Below are 12595 nucleotides of genomic sequence, written 5' to 3'. Positions count from 1 at the left end.
CTAAGTCGTCCTGCCACCATTGAAACTGCTTCGTCACACGCAACCAGATCCTAATCAGCTCGCGCTGCCACTGGATTTTTTTGAAACGACGCCACCAGAGTCGCGGCAGGACGAGCCACCTTCTTCACCACAGTCTCCCATTTTTCTTCCTCCTGCTCCTGTCACTGCGCCACCACCTGCAGCGCGCGCCACTCCACCTGTTGAGCCGACTGCCCCCAGCCGCAACCTGTCCGATGGTAAGCGTCGGATTCAGCTGGGTGAGCATGTGCTTGACTTTGTGTTGTTACGCTCACGCCGCCGCTCTATTGGCTTTCTGATCAGCGATGAGGGACTACGTGTAACAGCACCGAATTGGGTCACGCTGGGAGATATCGACAAGGCTATCCGAGACAAGCAACGCTGGATTTTAAGCAAACTGGTTGAACGTCGCGAACGTTCAGCGCGTCGGCTCAAACCTCAAATGCAATGGCGCGATGGTGCAACACTGCCGTATCTAGGCCAGGACATTACGCTGCGCATCCGCGCCCAGCAGACTAGCGGTATTGCCTATGATGAGGCCAGCCGTGAGCTGATTGTGAACTTACCTGGGGATGCCGGAGAGCAGCAGTTGAAGGACCGGGTACAAGGCTGGCTGCAGGCGCGCGCCAAGGAGCTGTTCGGCGCACGACTACCTTTGTATGCTGCCAAGCTGGGCGTCAGCTACCGCTCGTATGCCCTCTCGTCTGCAACGACGCAATGGGGCTCCTGTACGGCCGACGGACGTATCCGTTTGAACTGGCGGCTGATGCATTTTGCGTTGCCGCTGATTGATTATGTGATTGCTCACGAGCTATCGCATCTGCGGGAAATGAATCACAGCCCGCGCTTCTGGGCGACCGTCCAATCCATCTTTCCAGAATTTGAATCTGCCAAGCGCGCCCTGCGTCAGAGTGCGCCAGAGACACTGCCGACCTTCTGACTCATGTCGGCAGGCATTGAAACGAAGCAGGGTTAATGCTTCTGTTCAATAAACTCGATCTTGTAGCCATCAGGATCGGTTACAAATGCGATCACCGTAGTACCACCCTTTACCGGACCTGCCTCGCGCGTAACATTGCCGCCGGCAGCGCGTGCGGCGTCGCATGCCTTGTAGGCATCTTCGACAGCAATCGCGATATGTCCATAGGCAGTACCCATTTCATAGTGCGTAACACCGTGGTTATAGGTCAACTCGAGCTCAGCATGCTCTGGGTTACCGCCATAACCCAGGAACGCCAGGGTATATCTGTACTCGGTGTTTTCGCTGGTGCGCAGCAGCTTCATGCCCAGCACCTTGGTGTAAAAATCGATGGAGCGCTGCAGGTCTCCGACCCGCAGCATGGTATGCAGGATACGCATGAAAAATCCTTTTGACTGACTGAAATGATGGGCCGAGCTGAGTCGCTTGGCTGGGTCTTTGATTGTAGCGTTGTTGCTGCAGTCCCGCTGGCAACCATCCTGCGCTCAAGGCTCAGGTAGCGCGTTTGCGCTCCAGCACCTTGGCCAGCGCGACAAACTGCTCGGTTGGTACCGCTTCGGGACGCGCTTGCGGATCAATCCCGGCGGCCAGCAAGTCCGCCTCGTCCAGCAGACCGGCGACACAGTTACGAATTACCTTGCGACGTTGCGAAAATGCCTTCGTGACGACTTGCTCCAGTAAAGCTTGCTGACAAGCCAACGGATTCGCCAGTGGAATCATGCGCACGATGGCTGAGTCCACGCGCGGCGGTGGATCAAAGGCGGTCGGCGGCACCACAAACATGAGTTCCATGTGATAACGCCATTGCAGCATGACCGACAAGCGCCCGAATGCCTTGCTGCCTGGTTCGGCGACCATGCGTTCGACCACTTCCTTTTGCAGCATGAAGTGCTGATCCTGGACCAACGGTGCAATATCCGCCAGATGGAACAGCAAAGGGCTGGAAATGTTATAGGGCAGATTGCCGACAACGCGCAGTTTGCGCCCGGCTGGTACCGGGATGGTGGTGAAGTCGAACTTCAGCGCATCAGCAGAGTGTACCTGTAGACGCTGTGGATCAAACTGCTTGCTCAAGCGGGTAACCAGATCGCGATCCAATTCGACGACATGCATCTGATCTACCGCCTCGAGTAGCAGGCGGGTCATTGCGGCGAGGCCGGGGCCGATCTCGACCATGGCATCATCCTTTTGTGGATCGATGGCACGAATGATGTCGAACAATACCGTTTGATCGGTCAGAAAATTCTGTCCGAAGCGCTTGCGAGGAATGTGTTTCATAGAGACTTCTTGGCACGCACCATGAGCGCGGCGGTCTTGATGGCTTCGATCATGCTGCCGTGATCGGCATGTCCCAATCCCTGGGTCGCCAGATCCAGCGCGGTACCGTGGTCAACCGAGGTGCGAATTAGCGGCAAGCCAAGCGTAATGTTGACGCCCTGGCCGAAGCTGGCGAATTTGAGGACCGGCAAGCCTTGATCGTGATACATGGCGAGCACGCAATCGGCATGCTCGAGATATTTTTGCTGAAACAGGGTATCGGCCGGATATGGCCCTTCGACGTTGATACCACGTTGGCGCGCGGCGTCCAGCGCCGGCGTGATGACGTTAATTTCTTCTCGTCCGAGGTAGCCATTTTCGCCAGCATGCGGGTTCAGACCAGTGACCAGAATACGTGGTTCAGCGATACCGAATTTGCTGCGCAGGTCGGTATCGATGATATCGATAACCCGCGTGAGGGAATCAAAGGTAATCGCATCTGCGACATCCCGCAGCGCCAGATGGGTGGTCGCCAGAGCGACACGCAAATGTGGCGACTGACCACCTGCAAGCATCATGACGACCTGCTCGGTGTTGGTGCGCTCGGCCAGATATTCGGTGTGACCAGTAAAGGCGACACCGGCATCGTTGATGGTACTTTTTTGAAGTGGCGCAGTGACCATGGCGTCGAACTGACCGCTCAGCGTCCCAGCAATGGCGACATCCAGTGTTTTCAGCACCGCGCGACCATTTCGCGCATCCAGTATGCCAGGCACAATCGGCTCATCGACCGGGCAATCCACCACGATCAGACGATTGGCAGGAAAATCAGGCAGGCCGGTATTGTTGAAAGCCTGCTGCGACAGTGCAGATACGGCGATGGCCGGGTCCAGCATTTGTGCCGTCTGGGACAGGAACGCAGCATCGCCCAGCAAGACCGCGCGAACCTCGTCCCGCAGCGCCCAGGCGGCCTTGATGGAGATTTCCGGGCCGATACCCGCCGGTTCGCCACAGGTTATCGCCAACGTCGGGCGAGAACCTGTGGCGACAGCGGCCTGCGTAGACATGATCGGAATCAATTGTCGTCAGAACGGTATTCAACGTAGGTGCGATCACGCAACTGACGCAGCCAGTCTTCTGTGGCTTCCTCGATCTTGCGTTGACGGATTGCCTGACGTGCAGCCTGACGCGCACGTTCAGCCGAACCTTCGTCGGTCTTGCGTTCCAGAACCTGGATCAGGTGATAGCCAAAAGGCGATTCGATTGGCTGGCTGATTTCGCCAACCTTGAGTTCATTCATCGCATGCTCGAATTCCGGTACAGTGTCACCCGGATACAGCCATCCCAGATCACCGCCCTTGGAGGCCGACAGATCGTTGGAATACAGCTTGGCCAATTCTTCAAACGTCGCTGCATGATTATCCAGACGTTCCTTAAGCTCCAGCAACTTGCGACGTGCCTCGGCAGCCGACACCACTTGATTGACCTTGATCAGGATATGTCGGGCGTGTGTCTGTTGTGTCGCAGCGGCAGCAGGGTTGCTGTCGCCAGCATTGCGACGGCCGACCAGCTTGATGATATGAAAGCCATTTCCGCTCTTGAGAATGCCTGATACATCACCCGGTGCCAGTCCGGCAGCAGCATCCAGAAACAGTTGTGGCAACCGGTCCTGCGTACGCCAGCCGAGATCACCGCCACTGAGGGCATCATTACTGTCGGAGTAAGTTGCTGCCAGCTTGGCAAAATCAGCGCCATTCTTGAGCTGGTTGAGAACATCCTCGGCACGCTGACGGCGGTCAGCAAGTTGCTCTTTTGTTGGATTTTCAGGTACACGAATCAGAATTTGCGCCAAGTCCAGTTCATCGCGCTTGATCGTGCCATTGGCATCTGCCGCAAGATAGTTGTCAACTTCCGACTCGGTGACCAGGACCTTGTTGTCAACTTCCCGCTCACGCAGGCGCTGCATCAGAATTTCGCGGCGAATTTCTTCGCGGAACGCCGGGTAAGCAATACCCTCACGCTGCAACTGGATACGGAACTGCGCCATCGACATTTTATTCTGGTCGGCAATCCGGGAGACGGCGCGATCAAGCATGGTGTCGTCGACGATGATCCCTTCTTCCTTGGCCATCTGAGTCTGCGCACGCTCAAGAATCAAGCGCTCGAGCAACTGACGCTGCAAGGTTGCGCGCGGAGGCAACTGCACGCCTTGCGTAGTCAGTCGCTTTTCGACCGATGCCAGACGCTCAATCAGTTCCTGACGCGTGATCACGTCATCGTTGACTACCGCGAGAATAGCATCGACCGGCCGTGGCTGAACTGGCCTGGTTGTTGCAGTGGACGTCTTACTGGGTGCGGCAGGAACAGTCAATGCCGGACCGACATTGACGGGTGGTGCGACCACAGGAGGCATTGACAGTGGTGACTGTGCCTGAGCGTGATTGGCCAGACTGCAGGACACGCACAACAAAACGATGCCCGACGTGATACGTACAGAAGAGTAATTGCGCATGGAAAAAGGAACGTTCATAAAATTAGCAATCAATAACGTGTGGTGTCATCTGACTTGTTGATGTTCTGATAGCCAGGGATACTGTTGCTCAGCGCATCCAGCGGGTTGGAGCCGATTCTGGAGAGGCCATTGAGCTCAAGCTGAACAAAGAAAGAAGTCGACGCCTGTGTCGAGGCGGTTGGAATACGTTGCGCGACCAGACGCAGAACCCAGCAATCGGCCTTGTATTCCATCCCCAACAAGCCCTCGGCGACGGTCCGATCCGGGATTGAATAGTTGATACGGCTTACCGCGTACCAGCGTCCGGTAACGGGCCACTGACCAGAGACATCAATCTGTTTCAGTACGCCGTCGGTACGATCAAGGCGGTAAGTCAGATTCAAGACCTTCTTGGGTGCCGGCTGCCACGATGCGCCAAAATTAGCGCGCACCATCTGACCATACGTTTCACTGTATTGCAAGGTATTGTCGAGCGAAATAGTACTGGTCACCTGACCGCCTGCGGACAGCAGCAAGTCTGATTTGCTGCCAGTGATGGTGTCGAGCGTACCATCTGTGTTAAAGGCGTTGTACTGTGCGTAGGCGCTGTCGAGTGTGACCTGAGGGTCCGAGAGATAGAAGCGCTGGGCAACACCAAGACGCAGTCGCTCCAGACCATTCTCTTCGATCAGACGCGAGATGACACCACCAGTGATCTGGTTGGCGTCGCTGATACGGTCATGCCCGGTGAACCGATTTTCACTAAAAATCTGTGCAAAGTTGAAATCTGCCACACCGCTGTCAAAGATTGGATACTGGCTTTGATCACGATAGGGCGTGCGTACATACAATAGGCGCGGTTCAAGTGTTTGTGTCATGTCGCGGCCGAAGATACTGGTCTCGCGCTCAAATGTCAGCCCAGCATCCAACGAATAGGTCGGGACCACACGATTGAGTTCTGTCGCTGCGCCAGGGGCAACATTATTCAGATGGTAACTTGTGCCATCCAGCTGTGCCTTGGGCGTAATGTAGTACCCGGCACCAAGGATAGGATAGGAAATCGACGGTGTCGCATAGGCACGCTCCCCACCAACCATGGCACCGGTGTAAGCCGAGGTTCCAGTGAAGGCATTCGAGAAGCTGGCATATTGCGCATTCAACTTCAGATCGAAGCCGCCGACGTCATAACGGGCCGCGTTCAGATCCAGCTGAGGAACCCGGTCATACGGCTTCTGAATGGGACTATTGACGTCCTGCAACAATTGATACTTGATGGCTCGGACGGTCGTAGACCAATAGTAATTATCATAGGCGCCCGAGTAACTCAGGCTGACATCACGGGTAAGAATGCGATTAGTCGCTACGTTGACCAGATTGGAGAAGTCACTAGGGTAATTATTATCCGATACCTTGCTGACATTCCAGGCAAACACGAGGCCCGGCGCCAGTGTTTTGGAGAAAACCGAACTTAGCGAATAGCGACCGGTGCCAGTCAGTTGATCCTGAATCCCTTCAATCTTGGTTTCGCCGGTGTAATCGTCCCCCATATAGCGGCCGTCGAGCCCGAGTTGCAAGCCACGGCGGGCAATGTAGCGTGGGTAGACAGTCAAGTCACGATTCGGCGCAATATTGAAGTAATAAGGCACCGTCAGCTCGGCACCACCGGTACTGGTAAAGCCAAAGGTTGGCGGCAACACACCTGATGTACGCTCTCCCGACAAGGGGAAAGACATCCACGGAGTTGCCAGAATCGGTACGCCTTTGAAATAGACCAAGCCATCATGCACGGTGCCAACGTCACGTCCACTGTCCAGATCCAGCGTGGAAGCCTTCACATACCAGTCAGGGTCCTGTGCTTCACAGGTACTGTAGGTGCCATCAGTCACCCGCGCCTGATCATCGGAGAGAAATTCGATCCGATCCGCTTTACCTCGACCACCAATGCTACCAAACAAGTAAGTCGGACTTTCGACATAACCCTTGCCGGTTTCCATATTCATCAGTGCCTGGTCACCGGTATAACTATCCTGAAGACGTTTCATCCACACGTGTCCTGTGGCCTCCACTTCGTCCTGGATGATGCGGTATTCGGCGCGGTCAGCTCGGATGGTCGTGGCACCGCGGACAACCTCAACGTCACGATCGAGATTGATTTTCCGATCAGGACGCCCAGTCATTTGCTCTGCACTGACATTGATCGGGCCATCCTTGTCGTCGGCGGATTTGGTCTTGCCTTGCGTGTCGGGGCTGACCTGTGCGTGGGCCGCGAGCGGCAGAACGGACGTCGCAGACGCCGCAACCACCAGTGAGGTGAACAATCGCGACATGCGCAAGTCAGCGACACGGCTAAATGGAAACTTGAAAAATCGAATCATGTAGGGAGTCGTTCAAACACCGTGGCAGGCGATTTTTTGGATTTAATCCCTTATTATATGGGAACTCAACACCATCACACGAATTCCTCTGATTGTTCATGTCTTTAATTCATTCCTCTGCCGATTTTTCTTCCGATACCCGCCTGTCACTGGTCAAGGAATGGCTCTCTACGCTTATCGCGACACCGACCCTGCCAGAAACGTTGCGCCCAGCCTCTGCTGATGCGAGTTTTCGCCGTTATTTCCGGGTGGATACGCCTGACCAGGGCAGCCTGATCGTCATGGATGCACCACCGCCACAGGAAGATACCCGGCCTTTCATCCATGTCGCTGAAATTTTTGGCAAAACAGGGGTCTCAGTTCCTGCCATCCTCGCGCAAGATGTTGAGCGCGGCTTTCTATTACTGTCCGATCTGGGCTCAAGCACTTATCTGAACCAGCTCAATCACGATACCGCCCACAAGCTCTATATCGATGCCATTGACGCACTGATCTTGCTGCAAACGCAGAGCAAGCCCGATGTGCTTCCCGAATATGACCGCGCTACCCTGCTGCGGGAACTACAACTATTCCCTGAGTGGTATATCGGAAAGCATCTCAACATCGTGTTGAGCGAAGAGCAGAACAAGACATTGAATAAAGTGTTCGATACTTTGCTGGCCAATAATCTGGCACAAACACAGGTCTACGTACATCGGGACTACCATTCACGCAATTTAATGGTATTACCTAATGGCAATCCTGGCATTATCGACTTTCAGGATGCCCTTTATGGTCCGATTACTTATGATCTGGTGTCGTTACTGCGTGATGCCTACATTCAATGGGATGAAGAAATGGTGCTGGATTGGGTCATCCGATATTGGGAACGCGCCAAGCGCGCTGGTCTTCCAGTGGCACCAGATATCGACACGTTTTACCGTGACTTCGAATTCATGGGCTTACAACGGCACTTGAAAATTCTAGGTATTTTTGCCCGCTTGTACCACCGCGATGGCAAAGATGCCTATCTCAAGGACATTCCGCTCGTGATGGAATACACGCTGAAAGCTGCGCGACGCTATACCGCTCTGGCGCCACTGGTGAGGCTAATCGAAAAACTCGAAGACAAAGCGCCACAGGTTGGCTACACCTTCTGACCCAACTGCATCTACGATTTCCATGAAAGCCATGATCTTTGCAGCCGGCCGCGGGGAACGCATGCGTCCGCTGACCGACACCTGTCCCAAGCCACTACTGAAGGTCCGCGGCCGCCCTCTGATCGTCTGGCAGATTCTCGGGTTGGTCCGCGCCGGCATCACCGAGATCGTGATCAATCACGCCCATCTTGGTCATATGCTTCCGGAGGCGCTGGGCGACGGCAGTCAACTTGGTGCGCAAATCGTTTATTCGCCTGAGGCAAGTGCGCTGGAAACCGCAGGTGGTATTGCACACGCGCGTCATTTACTGGGCGAAGATCCATTTCTTGCGATATCGGGCGACATCTATATGCCTCATTTTGACTTCGAGCAGGTCAAAGGTGTTCTGGAGGACAACGACGTTTGGGGGAATCCGTTACCATTGGATCAGCGCGATGTCGCCTGGCTGTATCTTGTCAAAAATCCAACGCATCACCCGGATGGAGATTTTGCCTTGAACGGCTTCACCATCGCCAACGAAGGTACGCCGACCTACACTTTTGGCAATATTGGTGTCTACCGGCCACAGATGTTTGATGCAATCACTCCGGGACAGCGTGTCAAGCTTGGTCCGCTTCTGCGTGAATACATTGCACGCGGCCAGGTCGGTGGTGAGTTATACCGTGGCCTGTGGGTCAATGTCGGCACTACCGAACAACTGGAAGAATTAAATGCTCCTCTCCACGGAGCCTGATCAGGAAGAGAGTAACGCATGCCTATCACCTCCTTCAGCGCACGTCGCACTGCATTGCTGCAACAGATGCAATCCCGTGGTGGCGGTGTTGCCATTATTCCAACAGCACCTGAAGTCATGCGTAATCGCGATGCGGATTATCCGTACCGGCATGATAGCTATTTTTATTATCTGTCCGGCTTTACCGAGCCGGACGCAGTCATTGTGCTCATCGCGGGTAAGGAAAGCCGCAGCATTCTGTTCTGTCGCGACAAGAATCTCGAACGGGAAATATGGGACGGCTATCGCTTTGGGCCGCAAGCAGCCTGTGAACAATTTGGATTTGATGCCGCTTTCGCCATTGACGAACTCGATGAAGAGATGCCGAAGCTGCTGTCCGATGCACCCAGTGTCTTTTATGCGCTGGGACATGATGTCAAGCGCGACGGGCAATTGCAGCAATGGATCCAAGGCGTGCGTGCTCTAGGCCGTAGCGGCGTCACTGCGCCTGGTGCCGTGGTTGATGTACGACTGCTACTTGATGAAATGCGTCTGTTCAAGGATGCAAGTGAAATTGCGGTGATGAAACGTGCCGGCATCATTTCTGCAGCCGCTCATTGCCGCGCCATGCAAATCTCTCGTCCTGGACTGCGTGAATATCACCTGGAAGCAGAATTACTGCATGAATTCCGTCGCAGTGGTTCGCAATTCCCTGCGTACGGATCAATCGTCGCCACAGGCGCCAATGCCTGCGTCTTGCACTATCGTGCCAGTGATGCTGAACTCAAGGACGGTGATCTGGTGCTGATCGACGCCGGCTGCGAGCTGGACAGTTATGCCTCGGATATCACCCGGACCTTCCCTGCCAATGGCGTTTTCTCCCCTGCGCAAAAGGAGCTCTACGAGATCGTCCTGGCGGCACAAGACGCTGCGATCGCTGTCACCGCACCGGGGAAACGCTTCATGGATGGGCACGATGCCGCCGTGAGCGTTCTCGCACAAGGGATGCTTGATACTGGGCTGCTCGACAAAAATAAGGTCGGGGGCCTGGAGGACGTCATTCGAAATGGTGACTATCGTCAGTTCTACATGCACCGTACCGGCCATTGGTTAGGCATGGATGTGCATGATGTCGGTGAGTATCGAGATGCCCCTGAAGCAGATGGCAGCAAGCCTTGGCGTACTCTGCAGCCGGGTATGGTGTTGACGGTCGAGCCAGGTATATATGTCAGGCCAGCCGCCGGAGTACCTGAAAAATATTGGAATATCGGCATCCGCATCGAAGATGACGCCCATGTCACTGCGAGTGGTTGCGAGATTTTGACGACTGCGGTCCCACGCTCCGTGGCAGACATCGAAGCCTTGATGCGACAGGCCTGACTCTGATTTTTCCTGCACTTTATGGTCGATGAAATGACTGATTCCGCTCACCCGGCTGTCCTGCCTGCCAAGCTTGATTACGATGTGATTATCTGTGGTGCCGGGCCGGTCGGGATGACTGTCGCCGCGCTGCTATATCAACATAGCAAGTCGAGGGCATCCACTCCCCGGATCGCACTGATTGATGCCAAGACTGCCGCTGCCGCTCATCAGGATCCACGCACTATTGCCCTATCGCAGGGTAGCCAGCAAATTCTGGACAATATTGGCGTCTGGAGCACGCTGGCACAAGCGGCTAGCCCGATCCATCATATTCACGTATCACGGCGCGGCCACTTCGGACGCACCCTGATTCGGCGTGAAGACTATCATCTACCTGCCTTAGGTCATGTCGTGCGTTACGGCCCTCTGGTTAGCGCATTGTCGGCGACGCTGACGCGCACGAGAGCAACAATACTGCAGCCGATGAAAGTGGTTGGTATCAGCGAACAGCCAGAACATGCCATCGTCCAGCTAGAAGATGAACGCAGCATCACTGCAGCAGTAGTAATCCAGGCTGAGGGTGGCGTCTTCGCTGAACAGACAGCAAGGAAACAGCAACGAGACTACGAGCAGATTGCCATCATCGCGCATGTGCATGTCTCGGCCCCGAGCGCCCATCGCGCTTTCGAGCGCTTTACCGCCGAAGGACCGCTGGCACTGCTACCTCAAGAAGATGGTTATGCTTTAGTCTGGTGTGTCAGACCAGCAACGGCAGAACGTCTCTTGGGAATGGATGAGCATGCATTCCTTTCGGCGCTTGGCGAGATGTTTGGTGGCCGAATGGGACGTTTTACACATTGCAGCTCACGCATTGGTTACCCATTGGGCCTGAATGCACAAGCTGCAGTCTCGCCGCACACGGTTGCGATAGGCAATGCTGCACAAACGCTCCACCCGGTGGCCGGTCAGGGATTGAATCTTGGTCTTCGAGACGCCACTGTCCTCGCACGTGCGCTATTGCAGCAAGGATTTGACAGTGCAGCGCTGAAGCTTTTTGAAGAACAACGCCAAGGTGATCGTCAAGCCACGATCCGACTGACTGATCTCATGGCGCGAGTCTTCGCCAGTGCACCTGATGGCTCGTTACCGCAAGCTCTGCTTGGACTGAGCTTAGGCCTGATTGATATCGTAGCTCCGGCAAAGCGCTTGCTGGCAGAGCAAATGATGTTCGGATGGCGTTAAGGGAATCGATCTTGCCCCTTGCAGCCGGCTAGTGGCATGAGACAATAGGATGTTGCCGCCGGCAAGTGCGTGCATTGACCGCCCTTTTTCTGTAGAACATCCACCATGAAACAAGATCCGCGATTTCCCAAGCTGTTTATCCTTGACCACCCACTGATCCAGCACAAGCTTTCGCACATGCGCGATAAGCGCACCTCAACACGCACATTCCGTGACTTGTTGCGTGAAATCACCTTGCTAATGGGATATGAGATCACTCGAGATCTACCGCTAACGACCGAGTCGATCGAAACACCTTTAGTAACCTATGCTGCCCCGGTAATCGCGGGCAAGAAACTAGCCGTAGTGCCTGTATTGCGTGCCGGTGTGGGCATGAGTGATGGATTACTTGAGCTGATCCCGTCTGCGCGGGTTGGGCATATCGGCGTCTATCGCAACGACCAGCATCAACCGGTGGAATATCTTGTACGTTTACCGGACTTGCAAGATCGCACCATGATTCTGTGTGACCCAATGGTCGCCACTGGCAACTCGGCAGTACATGCAGTAGATGCACTAAAAAAACGTGGCGTAGTTGCTGAGAACATCATCTTTGTCGCATTGGTAGCAGCGCCGGAAGGGGTACAGGTATTCCAGGATGCCCATCCTGACGTCAAACTCTACGTTGCTTCACTCGACTCACACCTGAATGAGCAGGCGTATATCGTGCCCGGCCTGGGCGATGCGGGTGATCGTATTTTTGGTACCAAATAAAGATTCACCAATCACAAAGCGCTCTATGTATGCGAATCGACTTGTTAATCGGTTCGCCATTTACATATGTTCTCTGGCTTCTTACTGCCCCTCCCCGGCACAGTCACTAACTTTAAATGGGGATACTTTTACGTGGGAAGGTCAGAATCATGCTGTCGGAGCGCGAATTGGTAATGGAAAGTGCAAAGCAAAAAGCCCTTAACCTGAAGGTTAAGGGCTTTTTCAATAACTAGCCTGACGATGACCTACTTTCACACTGGTTGCAGC

General features: G+C 54.6%; 11 protein-coding genes. 6 read left to right on the top strand and 5 right to left on the bottom strand.

The features are described from left to right. The first annotated feature begins 19 nt into the window (after positions 1-19). Positions 20-958, top strand: a complete 939-nt coding sequence (locus tag FHW66_RS16015; protein WP_183380826.1) for a M48 family metallopeptidase — start codon at positions 20-22, stop codon at positions 956-958. A 32-nt stretch (positions 959-990) separates the two neighbouring features. Here FHW66_RS16015 and gloA read toward each other — a convergent pair whose 3' ends face one another. The 5 genes from gloA to FHW66_RS15990 all read right to left on the bottom strand — a co-directional run bounded on the left by gloA (position 991) and on the right by FHW66_RS15990 (position 7120). Continuing rightward, entirely contained in the window at positions 991-1377 is a 387-nt protein-coding gene (gloA, locus tag FHW66_RS16010; RefSeq protein WP_183380825.1) for a lactoylglutathione lyase, read from the bottom strand. Positions 1378-1489: 112 nt separating this feature from the next. Continuing rightward, positions 1490-2275: a 16S rRNA (adenine(1518)-N(6)/adenine(1519)-N(6))-dimethyltransferase RsmA gene (gene rsmA, locus FHW66_RS16005; protein ID WP_183380824.1), complete on the bottom strand. Its 786-nt coding sequence runs from the start codon at positions 2273-2275 to the stop codon at positions 1490-1492. Then, complete coding sequence (gene pdxA, locus FHW66_RS16000) at positions 2272-3321, bottom strand: 4-hydroxythreonine-4-phosphate dehydrogenase PdxA (RefSeq protein ID WP_183380823.1); 1050 nt, start codon at positions 3319-3321, stop codon at positions 2272-2274. Before pdxA ends, rsmA begins: the two co-directional genes overlap by 4 nt. An 8-nt stretch (positions 3322-3329) precedes the next feature. Continuing rightward, positions 3330-4766: a peptidylprolyl isomerase gene (locus FHW66_RS15995; protein WP_183380918.1), complete on the bottom strand. Its 1437-nt coding sequence runs from the start codon at positions 4764-4766 to the stop codon at positions 3330-3332. A 29-nt stretch (positions 4767-4795) separates the two neighbouring features. Further along, positions 4796-7120, bottom strand: coding sequence for an LPS-assembly protein LptD (locus tag FHW66_RS15990; protein ID WP_183380822.1), 2325 nt, complete (start codon positions 7118-7120; stop codon positions 4796-4798). Between the two features lie 98 nt (positions 7121-7218). Between FHW66_RS15990 and FHW66_RS15985 the strand changes: the two genes are divergently transcribed. The 5 genes from FHW66_RS15985 (at position 7219) to upp (ending at position 12328) form a co-directional block, all read left to right on the top strand. After that, positions 7219-8259 (top strand): aminoglycoside phosphotransferase family protein, encoded by a 1041-nt coding sequence (locus tag FHW66_RS15985; RefSeq protein WP_183380821.1) that lies wholly within the window; start codon positions 7219-7221, stop codon positions 8257-8259. Between the two features lie 22 nt (positions 8260-8281). Continuing rightward, positions 8282-8992, top strand: coding sequence for an N-acetylmuramate alpha-1-phosphate uridylyltransferase MurU (gene murU / locus FHW66_RS15980; protein ID WP_183380820.1), 711 nt, complete (start codon positions 8282-8284; stop codon positions 8990-8992). 18 nt (positions 8993-9010) lie between these two features. Beyond that, positions 9011-10351, top strand: a complete 1341-nt coding sequence (pepP, locus tag FHW66_RS15975; RefSeq protein WP_183380819.1) for a Xaa-Pro aminopeptidase — start codon at positions 9011-9013, stop codon at positions 10349-10351. A 33-nt stretch (positions 10352-10384) separates the two neighbouring features. Further along, a complete protein-coding gene (locus FHW66_RS15970; protein ID WP_183380818.1) occupies positions 10385-11575 on the top strand; it encodes an FAD-dependent monooxygenase in 1191 nt (396 codons plus the stop codon). A 105-nt stretch (positions 11576-11680) separates the two neighbouring features. Then, on the top strand, positions 11681-12328 hold the full coding sequence (upp, locus tag FHW66_RS15965) for a uracil phosphoribosyltransferase (RefSeq protein WP_183380817.1): 648 nt from the start codon (positions 11681-11683) through the stop codon (positions 12326-12328). Positions 12329-12595 lie beyond the last annotated feature (267 nt).

It is taken from the genome of Herbaspirillum sp. Sphag64 (assembly GCF_014192645.1).
GTDB lineage: Bacteria > Pseudomonadota > Gammaproteobacteria > Burkholderiales > Burkholderiaceae_D > Herbaspirillum.
Note: the sequence above shows the minus strand (reverse complement) of the source record. Positions and strands in the feature narration are given on the sequence as shown.